16 protein-coding genes are annotated in these 23,385 nt (G+C 39.0%); 7 read left to right on the forward strand and 9 right to left on the reverse strand.

All coding sequences use genetic code 11. From position 1 onward, the window contains the following. The first annotated feature begins 42 nt into the window (after window positions 1–42). On the forward strand, window positions 43–1,404 hold the full coding sequence (gene dnaA / locus ACYSN2_RS05430; protein ID WP_461749277.1) for a chromosomal replication initiator protein DnaA: 1,362 nt from the start codon (window positions 43–45) through the stop codon (window positions 1,402–1,404). Between the two features lie 261 nt (window positions 1,405–1,665). Here the strand turns inward: dnaA and ACYSN2_RS05435 are convergent, their stop codons facing one another. Further along, window positions 1,666–2,013 (reverse strand): YraN family protein, encoded by a 348-nt coding sequence (locus ACYSN2_RS05435; protein WP_461749239.1) that lies wholly within the window; start codon window positions 2,011–2,013, stop codon window positions 1,666–1,668. Window positions 2,014–2,067: 54 nt separating this feature from the next. On the opposite strand from ACYSN2_RS05435, the gene rsmI reads away from it, so the two are divergent. The 4 genes from rsmI to ACYSN2_RS05455 all read left to right on the forward strand — a co-directional run bounded on the left by rsmI (window position 2,068) and on the right by ACYSN2_RS05455 (window position 6,361). Then, window positions 2,068–2,910 carry a 16S rRNA (cytidine(1402)-2'-O)-methyltransferase gene (gene rsmI / locus ACYSN2_RS05440; protein WP_461749240.1) on the forward strand — a complete coding sequence of 281 codons (843 nt, stop codon included), beginning with the start codon at window positions 2,068–2,070 and terminating at the stop codon, window positions 2,908–2,910. Window positions 2,911–2,915: 5 nt separating this feature from the next. Then, window positions 2,916–4,268: an MFS transporter gene (locus tag ACYSN2_RS05445; RefSeq protein ID WP_461749241.1), complete on the forward strand. Its 1,353-nt coding sequence runs from the start codon at window positions 2,916–2,918 to the stop codon at window positions 4,266–4,268. A 342-nt stretch (window positions 4,269–4,610) separates the two neighbouring features. After that, the gene (locus tag ACYSN2_RS05450; RefSeq protein WP_461749242.1) at window positions 4,611–5,381 is read left to right on the forward strand and encodes an inositol monophosphatase family protein; all 771 of its coding nucleotides are present in this window, start codon (window positions 4,611–4,613) and stop codon (window positions 5,379–5,381) included. Window positions 5,382–5,485: 104 nt separating this feature from the next. Further along, entirely contained in the window at window positions 5,486–6,361 is an 876-nt protein-coding gene (locus ACYSN2_RS05455) for a phosphodiester glycosidase family protein (protein WP_461749243.1), read from the forward strand. A 57-nt stretch (window positions 6,362–6,418) separates the two neighbouring features. Here ACYSN2_RS05455 and ACYSN2_RS05460 read toward each other — a convergent pair whose 3' ends face one another. The 3 genes from ACYSN2_RS05460 to ACYSN2_RS05470 form a co-directional block, all read right to left on the reverse strand. Next, window positions 6,419–7,774: an ATP-binding protein gene (locus ACYSN2_RS05460; protein WP_461749244.1), complete on the reverse strand. Its 1,356-nt coding sequence runs from the start codon at window positions 7,772–7,774 to the stop codon at window positions 6,419–6,421. 94 nt (window positions 7,775–7,868) lie between these two features. Then, a complete protein-coding gene (locus ACYSN2_RS05465; protein WP_461749245.1) occupies window positions 7,869–8,576 on the reverse strand; it encodes a response regulator in 708 nt (235 codons plus the stop codon). A 323-nt stretch (window positions 8,577–8,899) separates the two neighbouring features. Beyond that, the gene (locus ACYSN2_RS05470; protein ID WP_461749246.1) at window positions 8,900–10,357 is read right to left on the reverse strand and encodes a potassium transporter TrkG; all 1,458 of its coding nucleotides are present in this window, start codon (window positions 10,355–10,357) and stop codon (window positions 8,900–8,902) included. A 262-nt stretch (window positions 10,358–10,619) separates the two neighbouring features. On the opposite strand from ACYSN2_RS05470, the gene ACYSN2_RS05475 reads away from it, so the two are divergent. After that, window positions 10,620–10,802, forward strand: coding sequence for an alanine-zipper protein (locus ACYSN2_RS05475; RefSeq protein WP_461749247.1), 183 nt, complete (start codon window positions 10,620–10,622; stop codon window positions 10,800–10,802). A gap of 154 nt (window positions 10,803–10,956) precedes the next feature. On the opposite strand, the gene hemB is transcribed toward ACYSN2_RS05475, so the two are convergent. The 5 genes from hemB to lon form a co-directional block, all read right to left on the reverse strand. After that, window positions 10,957–11,973, reverse strand: a complete 1,017-nt coding sequence (gene hemB / locus ACYSN2_RS05480; RefSeq protein WP_461749248.1) for a porphobilinogen synthase — start codon at window positions 11,971–11,973, stop codon at window positions 10,957–10,959. Between the two features lie 54 nt (window positions 11,974–12,027). Next, entirely contained in the window at window positions 12,028–13,020 is a 993-nt protein-coding gene (locus ACYSN2_RS05485; RefSeq protein WP_461749249.1) for an NAD(P)H-dependent glycerol-3-phosphate dehydrogenase, read from the reverse strand. 338 nt (window positions 13,021–13,358) lie between these two features. Then, entirely contained in the window at window positions 13,359–14,600 is a 1,242-nt protein-coding gene (locus tag ACYSN2_RS05490) for a porin (protein WP_461749250.1), read from the reverse strand. A 600-nt stretch (window positions 14,601–15,200) separates the two neighbouring features. Further along, window positions 15,201–16,418, reverse strand: coding sequence for a porin (locus ACYSN2_RS05495; protein WP_461749251.1), 1,218 nt, complete (start codon window positions 16,416–16,418; stop codon window positions 15,201–15,203). Window positions 16,419–17,177: 759 nt separating this feature from the next. Continuing rightward, window positions 17,178–19,565 carry an endopeptidase La gene (gene lon / locus ACYSN2_RS05500; protein ID WP_461749252.1) on the reverse strand — a complete coding sequence of 796 codons (2,388 nt, stop codon included), beginning with the start codon at window positions 19,563–19,565 and terminating at the stop codon, window positions 17,178–17,180. A 666-nt stretch (window positions 19,566–20,231) separates the two neighbouring features. Between lon and ACYSN2_RS05505 the strand changes: the two genes are divergently transcribed. After that, the gene (locus tag ACYSN2_RS05505) at window positions 20,232–23,075 is read left to right on the forward strand and encodes an FAD-binding and (Fe-S)-binding domain-containing protein (RefSeq protein ID WP_461749253.1); all 2,844 of its coding nucleotides are present in this window, start codon (window positions 20,232–20,234) and stop codon (window positions 23,073–23,075) included. Window positions 23,076–23,385: the final 310 nt, after the last annotated feature.

A 23,385-nucleotide genomic window follows, 5' to 3' on the forward strand; every position in this document is an offset into this window, starting at 1 on the left:
GAACCTTTACCGATTTTTAGAATTTAGAGTCTTATATTTATGATGAAATTTAGTTGGGAAAATTGCCTAGAAATTCTTGCTTCCGAGATGTCGGAGGAGGAATTTAGTATGTGGATTTCGCCCCTTGAAGTAGTTTTCAAAGAAGATCATGTGATGGTCTTGGCGGCAAATGAGATTGTTCTTCGTGGCGTTCAAACTAAATTCAAAACCTTATTAGAAAATACCATTATTGATGAGAGCGATTTAGATCTCGAAGTGCGTTACGGGCTTGGTACAGAATCTGAATATGAAGATCACCAAGTCAAAAAACAGATTAAACGAGCCACCAAAAAAACAGGGCGAGCAAGAACCGTTACGAAAGATTCCATTCGTGAGCAATCGATTGAAACGAGTAACTTGAACCCTGATTTCAGCTTTGAAAATTTTGTAGAAGGTAAATCGAATCAGTTTGCGCTTGCCGCATGTGCACAGGTTTCTAAAAATCCTGGAACATCTCACAATCCGCTCTTTATTTACGGAAATACAGGGCTTGGAAAAACGCACTTAATGCATGCCGTTGGGAATGCTATTAAGGAGCAATATCCTGATGCCCGTTTGATTTATCAGCATTGTGATGGCTTTATCGAAGATATTGTTCGTAGCATGCGAAATAATACAATCAATGAATTACGTCACTTTTACCGTACATTAGATGCGCTTTTGATTGATGATATTCAGTTATTATCAGGAAAAGGTGGATCGCAAGAAGTGTTCTTCCACACGTTTAATACGCTTCTTGATGGTGGACATCAGGTAATTTTAACCTGTGATAGATATCCAAAAGAGCTTGAAGCGATGGAAGAGCGCTTAAAATCTCGTTTTGCTTCAGGATTAACAGTGGATATTAAACCACCTGATTTTGAGCACCGCGTTGCGATTTTAGAGCAAAAAGCGGAAAGTTGGGGCGTAGAATTACCGAAAGATACGAAGTTCTTCATTGGCGAAACCGTTCGTGCAAACGTTCGTGAGCTTGAAGGTGCGTTGAAACAGGTAAATGCAATGGCATCTTTTAAAGGAATGCCGTTAACGCTTGATATCGCTCAAGAAGCGCTTCGTCACTTAGTAGAAATTCAAGATCGACAAATCACCCTTTCAAATATTCAGCGTACAGTTGCGAGCTACTTTGATTTGGATATGTCGGAAATTTTGGGGAAATCTCGAAAGGCGAATATCGTAAAACCTCGACAATTAGCGATGTATATTTCTCGTGTTTTAACAGATCACAGTTTGCCGGAGATTGGCCGTGAGTTCTCACGAGATCACTCAACGGTGATGCATGCGTTTGATAAAATCTCAGCAGAGTTAGAGACAAACATTCGTTTGAAGCGAGATTTTGAAGCGATTAAAGCATCGTTATTAGTGTAAAAACTGATATGAAAAGAGATATAAAAATCAGAGCTGTGAAATGATTCAGAAAAGGAGAATGCGATATTCTCCTTTTTTAATGCCGGCAATATTTTTCGTTTGTGTCCGTAAGCTAGAATCATATCAACATAAGCTGATTTGTAGCGGGAGGGAATGTTTTCGTGCTTATCAAAATCGCTCGCCCGCAGTGAAAGAATCAACTTTTTCTGATAACTATTGAATGCTTATAAATTCAGAAACTTAGAAATCCGGAACCAAAAATCAGAAAATATTTTTGAGCCAAGTAATCTGAAAAGGTTCTTGTCCGATAATGGTGATGAGATCGATTCGTAAAGGTTTATTTGTGGGAAATTTTTGAAGATAGGTTTCGATGGTTAAACGCATCTTTTGTTGCTTTGAAGGTGTAATTGATTCTGTTGCTAATGCGAAGCGCTCATTTTTTCGGTATTTTACTTCAATAAAGAGAAGGGAATCATCGCTTTCGGCAATAATATCGATCTCGCCAAAACGAGAATGATAATTTCGTTGGATAATCGTGCAACCTTGCTGTTGTAGATAGTTTTGCGCAATGGTTTCGCCGGCATTACCGATGATTTTGTGGTTCGTCATTTTTCGCTTCTCTTGTTATACTGACTGCTTTCAAGATGAATGAAGAGTGGATTGATGTCAACCTGTTATGTAGTAGCTACCCCCATAGGAAATCTCCAAGATATGACGCCGAGAGCGGTGGAAGTTTTGGGATCTGTAAGTGCCATTTTTGCCGAAGATACGAGAGTTTCTTCAAGGCTTTTGGTGCATTTTGGGATTCAATGTCCGCTAATTTCTCTGCATGAACATAATGAAATGAGCCGTGTTGAGAGAATTAAAAGTCATCTTGAAGCCGGTGAATCTGTGGCGATTATTTCAGATGCCGGAACACCGTTAATTTCTGATCCTGGGTTTACCGTTGTTCGCTCGCTTCGTGAGCAGAATTTTACTGTGGTGCCGATTCCCGGCGTAAGCGCTATTATTACGGCGCTTTCTGTTGCCGGCATTCCGACCGATCGTTTTACCTTTATCGGTTTTATGCCTTCTAAAAAAGGGCAGAGAAGAACAGAACTTACGGCACTAAGCCAAGTGACGCATACGCAAGTTTTTTATGAATCGAGTCATCGAATTGTCGCGATGCTTGAAGATCTTCAAGAGATCTTTGGCGAAGCAAGAAATATTTTTGTCGGACGAGAAATGACAAAGCGATTTGAAGATTATCGTTATGGTACGGCAAAAGAACTGCATCAATATTATGTGGATCATGCGGATGAAGTGCGTGGAGAATTTGTGGTGGTCACTTCCGGCGTTCCGAAGAAGGAAGAGGAATCTGCCGGCATTGAGAGCGAGCAATTATTGCAGATTTTAATGGCGGAAAATCTGCCTTTAAAACAGATTTCCGGCATTCTCCATAAAGTGACTGGCAGAAGCAAAAACGAGCTTTATCAAGAATTATTAGCATTAAAAAATGAAGGGTAATGATCATGCAGGAAAGTATGAGTCAAGCTGAAGAAACAGTAACAAAGAATCAGGCAAATGACACAAAATCGCCGGCACATAAGATGTCGAAAGCAGATTTAGGATTAGGCGCACGTTTAGCTGGGCTTTTCTCTATTCGAATGCTCGGGATTTTTATCATTTTGCCAATCTATTCTCTCTATACGAAAGAATTGAGCGGATCAACGCCGTTACTTGCTGGCCTATTCATTAGTAGTTACGCATTAACGCAGATTATTTTACAACCGCTCTTTGGCTCACTGTCGGATTATTTCGGGCGAAAAATCACGATTGTGATCGGCATGATTCTCTTTGTCCTGGGAAGTTTACTGATCGCATTTACCGATTCCATTTATATCGCAATTTTAGGAAGAGTAATTCAAGGCGCCGGCGCTATTTCGGCCGTTGTTTTAGCGTTTACTAGTGATGTTGTCAGAGAAGAGATTCGCGGAAAAACCATGGCGCTGATTGGTATTAGTATCGGTTTAACCTTTGGTCTCGCGATCTTTATATCGCCGGTGATTTATGGTTTTTTTGGTGGAATGGGAATCTTCCTATTGTGTGCAATTCTAGGTGTTGCCGGCATTTATGTCACCCTCATGCAACTCCCAAAAAGTGAGCAACATAAAGCAAACAAAGAGAACCGAATGCCGTTATTGGCATCCATGAAAGAAGCATGTGCAAATAACGATATTAATCGCTTATATCTCGGCGCTTTTATGTTGCATTTAATCTTAACGCTCGGATTTACCATCTTCCCGTGGATTTTAGAAGCAGAAGGATATATGCCGAAAGAGTCTTGGAAAGTTTATGTGCCAAGCTTCTTAATTGCGACTCTTTTGATGTTCCCATGTGTAGGCATAACAGAGCGTTTTAGGCAGTTTAGAGTGTTCTTCTTGATCTCCATTGGCATATTGATTACGGCGATGATTGCGCTCGTATTTGTATCGGGATTTTGGAGCTTAATGCTTCTGATGACATTATTCTTTTTAGGATTTAACTCCATGGAAGCCATTCAACCCTCTTTAATGAGCCGTTTAGCGCCGGAGCATAATCGCGGAATGGTGATGGGATTCTTCTCCTCAAGCCAATTTTTAGGCGCTTCTGTGGGTGGAATCGTAGCGAGCTTAGTCTATGGTTATTCGGATATTTTTACTGGCAATTTGTCGGTAACGCCGGGATTACTGTTAGGTGCGGGTTTATTAGGCGTTTGGTTTGTGCTCGCATTTCCGATGAAGAATCCTCAGAACAAAGCACCGAAAGAGGATGTTAAAACTTCTGAGGTTTTAGAGAAAGATTTGGAAAAGGATTTGGCAGGGATAACAGAGGCGAATTCCTAATGAGCTTACTAATGTCGCTCACCAATGAAGCTCCAATGAAATTCGTGAGGAAGCATTTCCAAGAAACTTAAACAAGTTCAAAACTATTAAAAAGGCAGCAAAAAAAGCCGGAGAAGAACGTAGAAAGAAGATCGCTCTAAAAGATCATTTAGAAGCTGGTTTGAAGAGGATTGGGAAGATGATGCTCGATCAATTTTCTATATTCGTAAATTTTGAATACGTTTTTAGAGTGAGATGCGTTACAATAACGCCTTATTATGTATTGCTGATGTAAAGCAGTGCCGTTTTTCTGTGGTAACGATGATTCGTTATCCTTATATCTTTAACAACTAAGAGACATCCATGAGTGTATTTACCCAAGTTGCAAAGCAAGTTGCGATCGAATCTGGTCGTACGATTCGTTCAATTTATTATCGATTAGATCGTTTAAGTCCAGAACAACGTGCTGACGATGAGTTATTTGTGCAGTTTTATCAAAAAATCGAAGGAGAAATCATTGAAAATCTCCTAAAACTCTATCCTGATCACTCATTCTATGCGAACTATCATTCCGGTATTGTGAATAGTCCACGTTTCTCATGGTATGTCGGTTTATCGGGTGCAGATAACTTCCGTGTTGGAAATCCACATTTCTCTGTAACGATTGCGCTTGAAATGGATGGTGAATTACAATCTGCGCTTATTTATGACGGCGTTGCAGATAAAGTCATTGCAGAATCAGCAGTGGGTCTTGGCGTTTTATGTGAAGATGAAGAGCAACGTATTCGTCTTGGTAAAAGCGATGGTAAAGTTGAAAATGCATTTGTTTTAACAGCCGTTGCACCGAAAGAAGATCAATTAGCGCGTTTTGAAAAAGCACTTCGCCGTACGAAAGCCGTGCGCGTATTAGGCGACTTTGCAAAAGATAGTGCATTAGTAGTAAAAGGGCAATATTCTGCATATTATGCATCAGGGTTTGATATCTGTACGGCAAAATCTGTGAAGCTCATCGCTAAAGAAGCGGGCTATTTAGTAACAGATTTCCGCGGTGGAGAAGATATCGAAACAAGCGGTGAAATTGTCATTGCACATCCAAAACTCATGAAAGAATTATTAAGAATGTTACAAATCTAAACATTGATTGTGTGGATAAACTCATCGAGATCCACTGTGAATGATTCCCCATCATGATAAATAATCGTTATAATAGATTTTTAATCAACGATTAAGAGATTTTGATGAAGAAGCCATTTGATCAGTCTGTAGCAACATCTTATATAAAAGAGCAATATCGTTTTCGTAAAGAAGCGGTATTGCTCTTTTTGCTTTCATCTTTGATATTAAGTCTATTTTTTGCAACGAATGTACTCTTGGCAAAGGAGGTTGATTCGGGCATTAATCTCAAACAACAGCTGTTTCAAGAGCATCGTTATGTGGAAGCGACTTTAGATTTAGAGAAAGTGACGCTTATCCAAAAGTGGGTAGATGATAGTACGGCTAAAAGTTATGGTTCTTTTTATAACTTTCAGAAAATATTAAAAGCGAAAAATCAGAGTATCTTATTTGCGATGAATTCCGGCATTTATACGGATGATTATAAACCGCTTGGATTGTATATTGAAGATAAGCAAGTATTGGCACCACTGAATTTAGTGACCTCCAATGAAGGAAAAGGGAATTTTTCGCTGTTACCCAATGGGGTGTTTTATATTACCGATCAAAACCTGGCTGAAATTCAAGCCACAATGGCATTTCATGAGAAATATCAGGGTAATTATGAAGAGATTCAATCTGCTACGCAATCAGGACCAATGCTCTTGATTGATGGAGAATATAATCCGCATTTTATTCCAGATTCTACAAGTACTCGAATTAGAAGTGGTGTTTGTGCAATAGATAACGGTAAAAAAGTGATCTTCGTTGTGACGGAAGATAGCGTGAGTTTTTATGAGTTCGCACGTTATTTTAAAGAGATTTTATCTTGCGATAATGCGCTTTATCTAGATGGAACATTGGCAAGAATGTTTGTAGATAAGCGGGTTTATGGTGCATCTTTCTGGCAAGCGAAGCCCTTAGTGGGAATCTGGACTGTATTAGAAAATCAAAAAGAATGACCACAATGAATGGTCATTCTTTTCAAGCATGAGATTGATTAATACTTGTTAATGTCGCTAATCTTGAGTGATTTGGGATAGCGGAATAATGATAGTAATGGATAATCCATCTAAATTCTCAGCTTTAACAGAACCTTTATGAGATTGCACCATCTGATTGACGATAGCTAAGCCTAATCCTGATCCACCATAATCCTCAAAGTCCTCCGGTCTATCACCTCGATAGAAGGGCTCAAAAATTTGTGGTAAATCTTTTTCAAGAATTCCAGGGCCATCATCATGGATATTGATATAGAAATTTTGATCACGTACTTCCATGGTGATTTGAATTTTAGAAGTCGCATAATGAATGGCATTACGGATAATATTTTCTAATCCACTTTGAAAAAGATCTGGATTGACTTCAATGTGGGCATTGGGAATGCCGTTAAAGATCAGCTCTATATTGTTTTCAACAGCTTCAAAAGCTGAGGATTCCAAAATAGGTGTTAATAGCTCACTTAATTCAAACGATTTAATCAGATCTTGATTCAAAATTGTCTGTTTAGACAGCGCTAACATTGCTTGAATACGATCTTCTACTAAAAGTAAGTTATCGCTGATACGCTGAACTTCTTGCTCAACGCCTTCAATTTTCTTAATACGAATGAGGCTATTAGCAAGATTGATTCTAGTAAGAGGTGTTCTTAGTTCATGAGATAAATTGGCAAAGAGACGATTTTTTTCATTACGTGCTGAATTAAGAGTTTCAATCATATGATTAAGACTTTTCGCAAGATAACGATATTCAATCGGACCTCTTGATTCTAAGTACTTATCAACTTGCCAATCCCCTTTACTGATGCGTTCTGTTGCTTTTCGGATGTTTTTCATCGGGATCGATAAAGACCAGCTTAAAACTCCGGCAAAGGGTAGGCTGATCAGAAGCATTAATATAAAAATAAGTGTCGGCGCATCATAAAATCTATTGAGATAATAAGATTGGGGCAGAGCTGTGACATCGAGATAGTAAGCATTCGGATCATAAGAGAAGCGAATAGGGCCGATGAGTTCACGATCGCCAAATTCTTGCTGATAGATTTTTTTAGAGGTTAACGTGGATAGAATAAAATTGATCGTATCTTCATTTTTTAGTTTATGAATTGCGTTGTATCGTTCAGAAATTTTATTAGGAATAATGATAAGTTCTGTATCATCTTGGTAATCTTTAAAACGATTGGAAGGAACACTATAGAGCATGTGATTCACTCTAGTTTCGTAAAAACTTTGCTCTTTTTCTGGAGTCGGTAGAATTCTACGTTGATCTAATCTTGGGATAAGAAGCGTCAAAGAAATCATTAAAGCCATACTGATCCAAATCGTAATAAAGATTCGAACACTGAGTCTGTTAAATAATTGAACGCGTGTTTTCATAGAAACTCACTATAAAGCAAAATACTAATAGAGAAAGTCATATGTTCATGTGTAATATGAATGACAGAGGACTTTCTCTATAAGGGTGGAATGACTATTCTAAGAAAAGGTAGCCTAATCCATGAACCGTTTTAAACCAAGGAAGCCCATCTTCACGAGGTGGGAGTTTTTTACGAATGTTACTAAGGTGCATATCAATGACGCGGTCAAATGTTTGGTGGCGTTTGCCTAACACATTTTTACTGAGTTCATCGCGACTAATCGTCTCTCCGCTTCTAGCGGCCATATAGTACAAGATCGCAAATTCAGTACTTGTAAGATTGATTGTTTCGCCTTGGAAATTAGCTTGGAACTGCGCCTGATTAAGAGATAATCCATGAGTTTCAATAAGAGATGATTTATCTTGTTCTGCTTGTGCCGGCTCAGGAGTTTGATTTTGAAGTCGCAATCTTGTTCTGATTCTTGCTACAAGCTCTCTATCATCAAATGGTTTTGAGATATAGTCATCGGCGCCGAGCTCAAGACCTAGTACACGATCAATACTATCACCTTTTGCTGACAGCATAATGACAGGTAGATTAGGGTGCATTTTACGGATCTCTTTTAAGGTATCCCAGCCATTCATTTTAGGCATCATCACATCGAGAATAATTAAATCTGGTGTTGTATGCTCTAGAAATTCTAAGCATTCGATGCCGTTGCTACCTACATTAACTTCAAATCCTTCATATTTTAAAATTTCAGGGATAAGTGTTTGTAATTCTGCATCATCATCAATAAATAAAACTTTTGCGGGTGTCATATTGTAGAGCCTCTTTAATTTGATTGAAGATAAGAAGATGATTGAAAAATAATTTGCATATTTATACGTTACGATCAAATCTTATAAAACATTTTAATATATTGAATTTTATAACAAATGCATTGAGTGGATATATGCAAAATTTGTATTGTTTATTATAAAATCCTTATCAAAATAATATATTATAATAATTTAGATATAACAATACTTACGATATTTGAAATTATATCGTTGCATTTGTAAATATAAAGAAATGTAAAGTAAATTAAATGTAAAGAAGCTTGATTTTTACTTTTATGGGGTGAAATCTAAACAGCTGTGATTTAGTTTCGCCAAAAGCTTGGCGTAATTAAGACGAATAGAGTGAAGATTTCTAAACGACCTAAAATCATGGTAAACATGAGCGTAGACAAGGCTCCTGAAGGAAGCTCTCCATAATTATTCGCAACAGCACCAAGACCTGGACCTGTAATATTAAGACAAGCGGCGACTGCAGAAAAGGCATCTAAAGGAGCAAGCCCAAAAGCCGTCATCACTAATGTTAAAATTGCGGTTGAGAATGCATAGATACCAAGAAAAGCCCAAACGCTCCCCAAGATATCATTATGAACGACACGTTTATTAAGGCGAATAGGGAACTTTCCGTGCGGATGAATGAGGAGCTTTACTTCTCGCATCGCTTGTTTTGTGAGAAGAATGATTCGAATCACCTTCATACCACCAGCAGTAGAGCCTGAACAGCCCCCGATAAATGTAATGAATATAATGAGAATCGGAATATAGCTTGGCCATTCACTAAAGTTAGAGATGGAAAGCCCGGTGGTTGTAATCATCGAAACAACGGCAAAGCTTGCCTCTAAAATAATATGCCCAATAGAGTCAAATACATTGAAATGGTATAACCCAAAAGCGACTAAAACGATCGCAGTAATACAGATTGCTAAAAAAGCTCTTAATTCTGTACTTTCAAAATAGAGCTTAAGACTTTTGTGTCTAAAGGCTAGAAAGTGAGTCGTAAAGTTAATAGAGCTTAGAAGCATAAAAATGATGGCGGTAATATCAATAAATCGACTATCAAAATGACCTAAGCTATCATCATAGTTTGAAAATCCAGCTGTTGCGACGGTGGTAAATCCATGGGTAATGGCATCGAAAAGATCCATCCCACCGATGAAATAGACAGAGATACAAGCAGCTAATAGAAGTAGGTATACAGACCACAGATTTCTGGCCGTTTGTGCGATTCTAGGGGTGATTTTATCTTCTTTAATGGGACCTGAAACTTCTACTTTAAAGAGCGCCATACCTCCCATTCCTAAGAGAGGCATGATAGCAACAGCTAAAATAACGATCCCCATTCCTCCAAAGAAGTGGAGCTGAGTTCGATACCACAAAATGGATTTGGGAAGCTCTTGAAGATTCGTTAAAACTGTTGCTCCTGTTGTGGTAAATCCCGATGTCGCTTCAAAAAATGCATGAATAATGGGAAGTTCGACCGCCGGAGAGATAATCAGTGGTAATGAACTGATACAGCTAAGACTCGTCCAGAAGAGGGACACAATTAAAAAGCCATCCCGAGTTTTAAGATTACCATTGGTGTTTCGAAATGGAATCCAAAGCATTAAGCCGAGAATGAAAGTAATTAAGAAAGTGAGAAAAAAATATTGAGCTTGTCCGTCATCATAGATAAAAGAGATGATGATAGGAATTAAATAGGTAAAGCTAAAGCTTGTGACAAATATACCAATGACTTTGAACACAAGGCTAATCTGATTGCGCATGGCGCTCTGATCTCTCAATATAAACAAAGAGATAATTATAACCACTTTTGTGATAAATCCCTATTAAATTATTACTCATCAGTAAAGTGTTTTTGAAACAAAAGGTTATAAGAGGTAGCGTAAATAGGTAAACGATAATTTGCTAGGGAGGATCTCTTGATTTTTCGAGATAAACAGTGGAGAATAAAGCAATCTGACAAGATAATAGTCAGAGAATATGTAAAATCTCTCACTATCTTATTTACGTTTAAAGGAAAGAATAATGAAAAGTTTAGTAAAAATTTCTGCTTTAGTAGTATTGGGTGCGATCGCTGTAGGTTGCTCAACACAAAATATCGAAGCAAAAGCAGATGAAGCATTGAGAACAGCAAATGAAGCAAAAAGCATCGCTTTAGCAACTCAAGCACAATTTGATAAATACTTTACACAAACTCGTTATAAATAATGAATTGTTAAAAGTGAGGGATATGGGTTTTTGAGTAGTTGAAAATCTCCTGTAAATTATAGATGGATATAATATTATCTATAATGTCTTTCATAAAAAGAGTATCAAAAAGAGCGCAATAAGCGCTCTTTTTTATCATTGGCATTCGGGTTATTTATTTTCTAGCGTCTTCTTTCAGCCAAGTTGCTACATCTTTTGCGAAGTATGTGAGAATTGCATCACATCCTGCACGTTTAAAACAGATCATTGTTTCCATCACGGTTGGTTTCTCTGCTAACCAGCCTTTCTCGAAAGCTGCTTTCATCATCGCATATTCGCCAGAAACATGATAAGCCATCGTTGGTAGAAGGAAGTTATCTTTCACTTCACGAACAACATCGAGATAAGGTAATCCCGGTTTCACCATGACCATATCCGCACCTTCTTGAATATCTAAAGCAACTTCATACAATGCTTCTCTGCGATTTGCCGGATCCATTTGGTATGTTTTCTTATCCGCTTCTCCAAGCAACTCGCGAGAACCGACAGCATCACGGAATGGGCCATAATATTCAGAAGCATATTTTGCAGCATAGCTCATAATTTTTGTATTAATGTAGCCATTGTCTTCTAATGCTTCACGAATCGCTAAAATTCTCCCATCCATCATATCTGATGGTGCGATAATATCGACGCCGGCAGCGGCATGGCTAAGCGCTTGCTTCACGAGAACATCTTTTGTTTCTTCATTGAGGATGTAACCATTTTCATCTGTTAAACCATCTTGCCCATGAAGTGTATAAGGATCAAGTGCGACATCTGTAATAACCCCTAATCCGGGAACGGCTGCTTTCAGAGCTCGAACGGTACTTTGGACTAAACCATTTGGATTATAGGCTTCTTCCGCATCTAAAGAGCGCACATCATTACTTAGGTTTGGGAATAAGGCAATTGCCGGCACACCTAATTCATAGAGTTCTTTGGCGTATTCCACGAGAAGATCGATAGAAAGTCTATCAATCCCCGGCATAGATTCTACAGCCTCACGTTGATTTTCGCCTTCAATAACAAATACCGGTTGAATCAAATCACCCGCAGTAATGGTACTTTCTGCCATTAATCGGCGAGAAAAATCATCTTTACGCATACGGCGAGGACGTACATTGGGGTAATGACCGGTAATAATATTCATGATTGAATCCTTTTATGAAAAATAAAAAATATAATCGTTAGTAGAGCGGAAAGTTTATTCTGTTTTCTGTTCTCTAGCTAAAAGTTGTTTTAAAGAGGTGTGAGGTAATACATTTTTATGGAGAATTCGATAAACTTGTTGTGCGATAGGAAGATCAATCCCCATTTCTTCTCCCAGTTCATAGATATTTTTCGCAATATTCGCGCCTTCCACCACTTGTCCGACTTGTTCAAAGGCATCTGTTGTTTTAACGCCTTGACCTAAGTACAAACCAAACCGTCTATTTCGGGATTGGTTATCTGTAGCAGTCAGTACAAGATCTCCTAAACCCGCAAGACCTTGGAATGTTTCGGGTTTCCCTTGCAGTGCAATACCAAGTCTTGTCATTTCCGCAAGCCCACGAGTAATGAGAGCCGCTCTTGCATTAGCGCCAAATCCTAAACCATCAGAAATACCTGTAGCAATGGCAATCACATTTTTATAAGCGCCGGCAAGTTGTACGCCTTTCATATCTAAATTACCATAAACACGCATGCTGTCATGATGAAAGAAAGGAATCACTTCAGCTAAGTCCTCTTCATTATTGCCGGCGATGGCGATTGCAGTAGGGTAGAGTTTTGCCACTTCTTTAGCAAAGCTCGGTCCTGATAGAATCGTGAAGTGCGCATTGGGGAATGCTTGGTAGAATGTATCGCTCAAGAAGCCATTATTAGAGTGATCTAATCCTTTTGTGGCAGACACAATCGGAGGCAATGTTTCTAAATGAGCATCTTGAAGTTTGGTGAGAATTTCATTAAATGCCGTAGAAGGCGTTACGATGAGGATGAGATCACACTCTTTAAGTGCTTCATTAAAATTATCAAAAAGCGTGATGGAATCAGGGAAAGGAATTTCCGGTAGAAACCGCTCATTTAAGCGCACCTCTTGCATCTCTTTGACATGTTCTTTGTTATGACTCCAAAGATTTACAGAATGTTTGGCAGCTAAATGAATCGCAAGCGCTGTGCCCCAAGAGCCAGCGCCAATCACGGCAATTTTTTTACTCATTGAAAATCTCTCCTACATATTATTATGGGGGTTCTAGAGAAGATTTTGGAAGATAGGATTGGAAGAATACCCTTCTAAAAATCTATTGTTATCTCATAAATATTTATAAATTATAACATAGGGTTTTTATTGTAGGCTTTCAAGTTCTATTAAGGGAATTATACTGATGTGGAGTAGGAAGTTTGCTAGAAAATAGGGGGGTATAGACATTGTGTATATAGCTGATTCGAAAATGAAGATATAAAAAAGAGCTTAATCATATTTGATTAAGCTCTTTTAAGATCTACTAAGTAGATTATAGACTTTTATTTCATGCTAAGAATAGATCTTAGCTCAAATTAGAAGTCGTGACGCATACCGATTGAGATTACATCTTCTTTTTTCTTTACAGGGAAGTTGTCATATTTTGTTTCTTCCGTACCATATTCAACCCATGCGCGAGTACGTGTAGAAAGTTTTTGTTCAAAACCAACAGCCCATGATTTAACTTTATCTTTACGGCCATCTGTTTTTACTTGGTTTTCACCATAGTTTACTCGAACTGAGCTAAAATAATTAGCACCAAAAGAATAACGACCACCTAAGTCAAAACCTCTAGACTTATCTTTATAATCATCACCTACATGACGGTGATTTCCTTGTGTATAAGAAAGAGTAAGCCCATATGCAGCTTGATCATATCCTGCAAAAAGAGCCCATGCTTTTGCTGAATTTTTGTCAATTAACTTTCCGTTGATATATCCAGCTTTTAGTAAAAGAGTGCCATCACTACCAAACTCATGAGAATAATGAGCATTAACAGTCCATAAGTCTACTGTTTTTTCAACATTGAAATTTTCGTTATCCATCATAAGAGCAGCATTTGCGTAAAAACCACCCATATTTGGAGTTGTGTATGCTATAACTTTCCCAACACGTGAAAATTTAGCATCGGAGATAGTTGTTTCGCCAGACCAAACTGCAGGTGTACCTAAAGCGTAATCAAATGTTCCATCAGAATTAGCATAATTATGACCATAATTAGTTACAAAAGATGAAGCTTGGGTACCAAGAAGAGTACTTGTAAGGGATCTTTGAGATGCCGACGTAATAACATGACTTCCATTGAACTGATCAACAATTGCATCTTTTACAAGAACGTTATGGAAAGGATTCTCTTGACGACCCGCTGTGAATGTACCCCAATTACCTGTTAATCCTAAAATTGCTAAACGATTTTTAAAACCACCAGCATTACTCGCTCCATCCGCTGGTTGTTCCATGCCATCAAAACCCCATTCTAATTGATAAATAACAGAGTTATTATTACCAAGATCTTCAGATCCTTTTAAACCAATACGAGATCCAGCATCAGAAAGATTTGATGTTCTGTTGCTAGTACGAGTTCCTCTTACTCCTGAGTAATAAGGCATATCATTAACATTTACATTTGTGGATTGTACATTTTCAAATCCAATGCTTTGTTTTTTAACATTTTCATAGTCATAACGGATAGAACCGTAAAGGATTGTTTCAGCTTGTGCTGCACCTAAAGTAAGTGCTGATGCAACTGCGATTGCAAAAATGCTTTTCTTCATCATGATAATTTCTCCTGATTGTGAATTTGTGTTTCACGTGAAATAAAATTTGATATGACGATGTGTCATTCATGGGGAGTATTAAAACGATTTTTTATCATTTCTGCAACTAAGTCTTTGTAATAATGATACATTTTATGTCATAAAAAATATATAAATGTATATTATTGTAGTTTGACAGGTGTGAATAAAAGTTATTTATGACTTCATTCATTCTGATTGACTTGGTTTCCGTTGTTGTAAATTTAGTAAATGTTTGAAGCAATCCAAAATGGAAGATAGAGAAAATAAATCATAAAATAGCTTTTTTTTATGAAATTGAAGGAAATATCCTGAAGTTTTTTGAAAAATATTAACGAATAAAAGTGCTGAAATTTCTTTTTAGAGAAAAGAATTTGGATTTAAAGAGTTATTTGTTGTTTTTTTAATACAGAAAATAGGAAGAGATCGTTGGATTTATTTTTCAAAGTAGAGAAAGGTGGATCTTTTTGCAGTAGAAAGTTCCAGGCGTAAAAAAATCCCACCAAATTCATGACGGGATTTCTGTTCTTATGGTTTTGCTAAGATTTCTAAATCAGTTCACTTATTGCTAAGTGAGTGAAATTAGAAGTCGTGACGCATACCCACTGAGATTACGTTGTCTTTTTTCTTGCCAACGTTATCTGCTGCATAAGTTGTTTCTTCGTTACCGTACTCAACCCATGCACGTGTACGAGTAGAAAGTTTTTGTTCAAAACCAACCGCCCATGATTTAACTTTGTCCTTACCGTGGTCTTTACCAGCTTCACCATTAACTTTTACAGTGTTTTGACCGTAAGTTGCACGAACTGTGCTGAAGTAGTTAGCACCAAATGAGTAACGCGCACCGATATCCCAACCTTCAGATTTGTGCTTAGGACCAGTAGTAGCATCTTTGAATTTTGATTTATAGTTACCGTTTGCATATGTTGCTGTTACGCCGAATGCATCTTGGTTATATCCTAAGAAAAGACCCCAAACTTTAGATTTACCTTTGTTGTAACCCTTAGGGCCTACATTACCTTTCTCATCTAGGGCGCCGTTACCCATTTTACCTTCGAGGTAACCTGCTTTTGCAGTCAAAGTACCATCAGCACCGAAGTCATAGTCATACTTCGCGTTGATTGTCCAAAGGTCAAGATTTTTCTCGTTGTTTGCTTTGTAAAGATCTGAGTCCATCATTAACGCAACATTTGCAGAGAAACCAGCAAAGTCAGGAGTTGTATAAGCAATTACTTTACCAACACGGCTGTATTCAGCATTATTGATTGTAGTGTCATTGAACTTATAGTTATCAACTGTTCCAGAAACTGATGCGATTCCAGTGCCGTTAAGAGTAGTAGTCATTGCACGTTGTGATGCAGATTTGATTACGTTAGATGCATTGAACTCATCAACGATTGTGTCATCAACGATTGTTACTTTGAATGGGTTATCTTGACGACCCGCTGTGAATGTACCCCAATCACCCGTTAAACCTAAGATAGCTTTACGAACTTTGAAACCTTGTTTTTCGTTAGCTGACATACCGTCAAAACCGTATTCGATGTTATAGATAACAGCATTGTTGTTACCTAAATCTTCAGAACCTTTGATACCGATACGTGAACCAGCGTCTTCTAAGTTAGAAAGGCTTTTACCTGAGAATTTTACATGACCATTTTTTTGGTCAATTTCAGCAGTTTCGTTCTTTTTGTTTTCGTAATCGTAACGAATAGAACCGTAAAGGATTGTTTCAGCTTGCGCTGCACCTAATGTTAAAACAGAAGCTACTGCTACTGCGAAAATACTTTTCTTCATCATAATGAATATCTCCATAGGATGGCTCGCGCCACATTAAAAATAATTTAGATGTACTTCATCTACGTTTCATATTAAAACGCATATCATTACAATAATCAAATTAAATTTACAGAAATAATACAAATTAAGACTAATCCTTATTAAAAAAACAACAAATTCATAAATCAAGTCGTTTTTTGACTTTTTGAAGAGATTTATCATATTGTTTTCATGGGTTATTTTTTGTATTTGTGAGATTGTATTCTTCTAGGGAGTAAAATAACTCGATTATGTTGTATTTTTAATAATCGGCATTTATTAATAAAATCTTTATCTTTTTAGCGGGGATATAACCATTTATGACAATCTAAGAAGGTGGTTTGTATAAAAAAAACAACAAGAAGATTAATGCCGTAATTATAATTTTATCGCAGAGTTTATTGGGGGTACTCATATTGAGTTTGGATTGAATCTGGGCGAGTTATTTTGAAATAGATCGTGTGTGGCGGGAAGTAATGTCTGCATGCTTGCGGCAATCGAGCGCCCGCTGGGGAAAGCATTGCGAATTGCTGGCGCGGGATATGCAGAAGCATGCAAGCATTCGAACCAGCCGTAAATCAGCTTTTGTTGTATGAAAGATTCTTAGATGAATTTCATTGCCGGTAAATTGATAAAGAATGCATGATCAGGAAAACAAAGAGAAATTATATCTAAGAGAAACAGACAAAGAAAAAAGCGTGAATCTTATGATTGATTCACGCTTTTTGTTGATATCTGAGATTAGAATAAAAGCTTGGCGACTTCTTTGAAATCTTCGACAAAGTGAAGGGTTAAACCTTCTCGTAAATATGCCGGCAATTCATCGGCATCTTTTTTGTTATCTTTCGGGAAAATGATCTCTTTAATGCCGACACGCTTTGCGGCAATGAGCTTCTCTTTCACGCCGCCAATAGGAAGCACTTGTCCGATTAAAGTGAGCTCTCCTGTCATTGCAATATTCTTCGGCGCTTTGTTGAGCGCTAAAGACATCAAACAAGAGGCAAGCGTAATGCCGGCACTTGGTCCATCTTTTGGCGTAGCACCTTCCGGCGCATGGATATGAATGAACGCTTTTTCAAAGAAGCTCTCTTGCAATCCAAGTTCTGCGGCATTTGCCATAATATAGCTATACGCAATATTGGCAGATTCCTGCATCACTTCGCCGAGTTGCCCTGTGATTTTAATGCCACGCTGAAGCTCATGGATTCTCACAGCTTCCACAGGAAGCGTCACGCCGCCGAGGGAAGTCCACGCAAGTCCTGTGACAACACCCACATTTTGCACCGGTTTATCTCGGTTAAAGTACGGATTCCCCAAGAACGGCACAATATCATTCACGCCGATGGATAACGTTTCTAGCTCTTCCGTTTCAAATTTCACGGCAGCTTTTCGCACAATCTTCGCCAGTTGCTTTTCAAGATTCCGAACGCCGGCTTCTCTCGCGTAATCATCGATGATTTTATCAATGGCTCCTGAAGTAATTTTAAGCTCTTTCTTCGTGAAACCTGCTTTATCAAGCTGTCTTGGCCAGAGATATTGACGCGCAATTTTGCTCTTTTCTTCTAAGATATAGCCAGAAAGACGAATCACATCCATTCGGTCTAACAATGCCGGCGGAATAGAATCGAGCGTATTTGCGGTACAGATAAAGAGCACGTTTGAAAGATCATAACGCACATCTAAATAGTGATCTAAAAACTCACTGTTTTGCGCCGGATCTAATACTTCAAGTAGCGCAGAACCCGGATCGCCTTGGAAAGATTGCCCCATTTTGTCGATCTCATCGAGCATAATCACAGGGTTATCGGCTTTCGTTTCTTTCAGTGCTTGAATGAGTTTCCCCGGCATTGCACCAATGTACGTCCGGCGATGCCCTTTGATCTCCGCTTCATCTCTCGCACCGCCTAAGCTAAAGCGATAGAATTTGCGACCAAGGCTATCGGCAACAGATCGACCAATGGAAGTTTTACCAACACCCGGCGGTCCCACAAGTAGAATAATCGTGCCTTTGATTTCTCCTTTGCGTTTACCAACCGCAAGGGTTTCGATAATGCGATCTTTCACATCATCTAAACCAAAGTGATCTCGATCTAAAATACGGCGAGCGTGTTTCAGATTGAAGTTATCTTCCGTCACGGTTCCCCAAGGAAGATCGGTAATGATATCGAGATAGTTTCTCGTCACACCATATTCCGGCGATCCTGTTTCTAATACTTGAAGCTTCTCAAATTCATCATCAATCCGCTCTTGCGCCGGCACGGGAATAGATTTATCCATTAAACGCTCGACAAATTTCTCAATATCCGCCGCTTTATCATCTTTCGATAATCCGAGTTCTTGCTGAATCACTTTTAGCTGTTCACGGAGAAAGTATTGACGTTGCTGATCTGAAAGCTGATCATCCACTTCTTCTCGAATCGAGCTATGAAGCTTCGCAACTTGAATCTCTTTCTGCACAATGGCGAGCACTTTTCGCAATCTTGGCACAAGTGGCACCGTTGAGAGCACATCTTGCAGTTCCTCTTTTGAACCTGTTGTCATACTTGCTGAGAAGTCGGCAAATGGCGAGGGATCATTGCTATTAAAACGGGAAAGGAAGTGCTTCAATTCTTCTGAGAAGAAAGGATTAAAGGGAATCAGTTCTTTCAGTGCATTCACAACTGCCATGGAATAGGCTTTTACTTCATCGGATTTATCGGCAATGGATTCATCAAAGTATTCTACTTGCGCCACGAAAGGAATCTCTTTAGAGATCCACTTTTTCACGCGAAAGCGCTGAATCCCTTGGGCGATAAATTGCACTTTGCCATCTTCACGATGCGGATGATGGATATGGACTAATGTTCCATATTCATAGAAATCATCAGTTTTGAGATCTGTCAGCTGTTCTGTTTTTGTGAGAACTAAACCAATCACGCGTGTACGATTATCCATAATGGAATCGAGCGTCGTCAGCCACGGCTCTTCATTGAGCAGAAGCGGTGCGATTTGTGGTGGGAAAAATGGGCGGTCACTGAGTGGAAGGATATGGATAATGTTCGAAACAGTATCTCCTTCGATAATGACCTCGTTTTGGCCTTTTACATCAACATCAATGGCCGGAAGTGTCGATTTTTTATTATCACTCATAATATTCCTTCATCAATTATTGATCCATTTCGTTGAACGATCTTCGCGATATTCATCTTATATAGATTGAATATCTTTAAATGACATCTTTAAAAAATATTTTTAAAACAATTGGGAGATGCGTCACAGGATGGATCTTTTTATCTTTATTTGATTCTCTAAGTCATCGCTAACAAGGCAGAGCAGTGGCTTAGTAAACTGAAAGAATAATGGGGCTACTTTTTTGAATATCAACCTTCTTGTCAATTTAAAGTCAAGGATTTGGAATAAGTGTCTATTGTGTTTTAAGAACCGTTTTTCTGTAAATCTATTTGTGAATTCCCCTGTGGATAACTTTGTCTATAACTTCGGTAAAAACATCGTATAACTATTTTTGAAGCTCAATAGAAACCGATTTTTGAAATCGAGAATCCTAGAAATTCAGATTGAAACGAGAGAAAAGGGAAGCCTAATAAAATCCCATAAGAATGGGGATTGTTATTGAATATTTATGCTAGAAATGGCATAAATAAGCGTTCATCTATTTTTGAAAAGTGGTTTGAAGAAAGAATATTTAATCATTTCTGAGATATCAAATGATTCTCAAACGATTCATTAAGACATTGATCAATAATAGAAGCCAAAATCCCACCGAAATAGCACTTAACACCAGAGAAAGAACGTTACATGAAAGAGAACCCATTAAATGCCTCGCACCAGAAGTTTGCGAATCTTGCGAATAGTATTGTAGGAAAGAAGTCGGTATATACCGATTATTTCTACCGATTTGCATATGGTACGGATGCGAGTTTGTATCGTTATGTACCGCAAGTGGTTGTTCGTGCTAATAGCGAGGCGGAAGTGGTGGCGCTCATGAAAGCGGCGAAAGAGTGCTGGGTTTCTCTTACATTTAGAGCTTCCGGCACATCGCTTTCAGGGCAAACATCGAGCGAATCGGTGTTAGTGATGCTTGGATCAAACTTCTTGAATCTGAAAATTCAAGCGCAAGGCGAAAGAGTGACGCTCGGGCCAATGGTGATTGGCGCAAATGTGAATAAAGCGCTGAAACCGTATCAGCGTAAAATTGGTCCAGATCCGGCATCTATTAGCGTTGCGCGAATCGGCGGGATTGTGGCCAATAATAGTAGCGGGATGTGCTGCGGTACGAAAAATAATAGTTATCACACCATTAAAGATATCCGCATTATCTTAAATGACGGCACGATTGTGGATACCAGAGATGCCGAGAATATCGCAAATTTTCGTCAAAGCCATGCATCATTTTTAGAACGATTAACCACGCTTCGTGAAAGAATCATTCAAAATCCGATTTTGAAAGAGAAGGTTGCGACAAAATATCGTATTAAAAATACCACGGGTTACGGCGTGAATGCGCTCATCGATTTTGAAGATCCTGTGGATATTTTAAAGCATCTCATTGTGGGATCGGAAGGCACGCTCGGCTTTATCAGTGAAGTGGTATATGAAACGGTGCCGGAATATGATCATAAAGCGTCGGCATTTATCTATTTTGATTCCTTAAGAGAGTGTTGTGAAACTGTTCAAGCGCTCAGAGCCGATGCGCCGGTGGAAGCGGTGGAGCTGTTTGATGGCAGAACGCTCTTTACTGTGGGCGAAGTATTGAAAGATTTGCCGGACTTCTTCTACAGGCCGCTGAACGGCGATAGCGCTTGTTTGCTCATAGAAGTGATGGGCGAAACGGCGGAAGAATTACAAGCTAAAATTGCGAAAACAGAATCTGTATATAACGCCTTTAATATCGTGGAAGCGACAGGTTTTCAGACAAATCCCGACATTACCAAACGCTATTGGGATGCGCGAAAAGGATTGTTTCCTATTGTGGCAACAGGTCGCAAAAATGGCACCAATATTATTCCTGAAGATGTGGTATTCCCCATGGAACATCTTGTGGAGGGCGTGGAAGCATTAACAGCGCTCTTTGAGAAGCATAAATTCCCGGAAGCCACGATTATGGGGCATGCGCTTGAGGGAAATCTGCACTTTCTCTTAACGCCGGATATGACTTCCAAGAAAAAAGTAAAACAGTTCGATAAATTCATGGACGAACTTGCCGATGTGGTTGCCGTAAAATATGGCGGATCGCTCAAAGGCGAACATGGAACAGGGCGCAATATTGCACCGTTTGTGGAAGCGGAATGGGGCAGAGAGATTTACCAAGTGATGAAAGATATTAAAAATCTTTTTGACCCGAATAATATCCTCAATCCTGATGTGATTATTACCGATAATAAAAAGCTACATATTACCTCGTTTAAATCGATTCCGGCTGCCGATAAGCTCATTCATGATTGCGTGGAATGCGGATTCTGTGAACCCGCTTGCCCATCAGATGGTTTATCTTTAACGCCAAGACAGCGCATTGCTGTATATCGCAATATCCAAGCGCTTCCAAGAACCGGTGAAAGTGGCAAGCTCTTTGCAAAGCTCAATAAAACCTATCAATATGCCGGCATTGAAACGTGCGCCGAAACCGGTATGTGTTCTCTGCGCTGTCCTGTAGGAATTAATACCGGCGAATTTATTAAATCTATTCGTTCTGTGAACCATAAATCGAGCGTGAAATTTGCCGGAAAACACTTCTCAGCTGCCGAAAAAGGTGCGCGTTTTTCTGTGAATATGGCGCATAAAGTGGGCGTTCATCGTGTGAATAAACTCACGACTTCAGCGCATAAAGTCTTTAAAGGAATTCCGGTAATTCCAACGGCAATGCCGGCAGTTGCAACAGCGCTTCCCAATTTACCGATTCCTAGAAAAGCGGAAAATTCTGTGGTCTATTTCTCCACCTGCGTGAACCGAAATTTACAGGAAGTTGCCGGCAATACAAATAGTAATGCAAAAGAGAGCCCGAAGAACACGTTTGATCATGTGATTAGCCTATTTCATAAAGCAGGATTTACGCCATTCTTCCCAGATAAAATCTCCGGCGCATGTTGTGGTCAGCCGTTTGTTTCGGCAAAGGCACCCATGGAAGCGGAAGCCACTGCGAAAAATTTAAATGAGATGTTACTGCAAGCTTCTCGTTACGGCGAAATACCCATTTATGTGGATAATGCGCCGTGCGCATTGCAAGTGCATGATCTGCAAAAGCAAGGATTGCTCGATAAGCGTTTGGTGCTCTATCATTCTGCCGAATTCCTCTTGCAAGAAGTCGTGCCGAAACTGACGATGAAAAACAAAATGGCGCGTTTACTCCTTCACACACCATGTTCTGTCTCTAAAGATGGGGGCGCTGTGCTTCTACAAAAACTTGCAGAAAGCTGTGCAGAAGAAGTGGTTTCCACCAATATCGAATGTTGCGGTTTTGGCGGTGCGAAAGGATTCAGCGTGCCGGAGATTAATGCCAATAGCTTAAAACGCTTACCGAAAGATCTAAAACAGAATTTTGATATCGGTGCATCAATGAGCAAAACCTGTCAATTAGGTTTAACGTCACATACAGGGCTTCAATTCAAAAGTATTGAAGCGTTGTTAGATGAATATGCTTTATAGAATGAGATAGAAGCTGAATCATTGCTGGGTCGAATGTGTGCATTCTTCTTGATATCTCGCGCCAGCATTGTGGAGCTTTACGAGATGTAATTGAAATAAAGATCAAAGCGGGCGAGAAGTTGTGAAAAGCATGCAAGCATTCTCTCCCGCCATAAATCAGCTCTATTCAAGTCCGAAAGAATGAAGCGAGTTTGAAAAATTTTGTGATCGATATAGAACGGTCAAGAAAAACAGAAGCTGAATCATCGCTGGGGCGAATGTGTGCATTCTTCTTGATATCTCGCGCCAGCATTGATGGAGCTTTACGAGA

The organism is Ignatzschineria sp. LJL83 (assembly GCF_054871845.1).

Coding starts and splice junctions, on each gene's coding strand:
- ACYSN2_RS05455 (WP_461749243.1), top strand. CDS start 5,486: ATGAAGAAGCCATTTGATCAGTCTGTAGCAACATCTTATATAAAAGAG.
- ACYSN2_RS05495 (WP_461749251.1), bottom strand. CDS start 16,418: ATGATGAAGAAAAGTATTTTCGCAGTAGCAGTAGCTTCTGTTTTAACA.
- ACYSN2_RS05475 (WP_461749247.1), top strand. CDS start 10,620: ATGAAAAGTTTAGTAAAAATTTCTGCTTTAGTAGTATTGGGTGCGATC.
- lon (WP_461749252.1), bottom strand. CDS start 19,565: ATGAGTGATAATAAAAAATCGACACTTCCGGCCATTGATGTTGATGTA.
- ACYSN2_RS05445 (WP_461749241.1), top strand. CDS start 2,916: ATGCAGGAAAGTATGAGTCAAGCTGAAGAAACAGTAACAAAGAATCAG.
- ACYSN2_RS05490 (WP_461749250.1), bottom strand. CDS start 14,600: ATGATGAAGAAAAGCATTTTTGCAATCGCAGTTGCATCAGCACTTACT.
- dnaA (WP_461749277.1), top strand. CDS start 43: ATGAAATTTAGTTGGGAAAATTGCCTAGAAATTCTTGCTTCCGAGATG.
- ACYSN2_RS05465 (WP_461749245.1), bottom strand. CDS start 8,576: ATGACACCCGCAAAAGTTTTATTTATTGATGATGATGCAGAATTACAA.
- hemB (WP_461749248.1), bottom strand. CDS start 11,973: ATGAATATTATTACCGGTCATTACCCCAATGTACGTCCTCGCCGTATG.
- ACYSN2_RS05485 (WP_461749249.1), bottom strand. CDS start 13,020: ATGAGTAAAAAAATTGCCGTGATTGGCGCTGGCTCTTGGGGCACAGCG.
- ACYSN2_RS05460 (WP_461749244.1), bottom strand. CDS start 7,774: ATGAAAACACGCGTTCAATTATTTAACAGACTCAGTGTTCGAATCTTT.
- ACYSN2_RS05470 (WP_461749246.1), bottom strand. CDS start 10,357: ATGCGCAATCAGATTAGCCTTGTGTTCAAAGTCATTGGTATATTTGTC.
- ACYSN2_RS05505 (WP_461749253.1), top strand. CDS start 20,232: ATGAAAGAGAACCCATTAAATGCCTCGCACCAGAAGTTTGCGAATCTT.
- ACYSN2_RS05450 (WP_461749242.1), top strand. CDS start 4,611: ATGAGTGTATTTACCCAAGTTGCAAAGCAAGTTGCGATCGAATCTGGT.
- ACYSN2_RS05435 (WP_461749239.1), bottom strand. CDS start 2,013: ATGACGAACCACAAAATCATCGGTAATGCCGGCGAAACCATTGCGCAA.
- rsmI (WP_461749240.1), top strand. CDS start 2,068: ATGTCAACCTGTTATGTAGTAGCTACCCCCATAGGAAATCTCCAAGAT.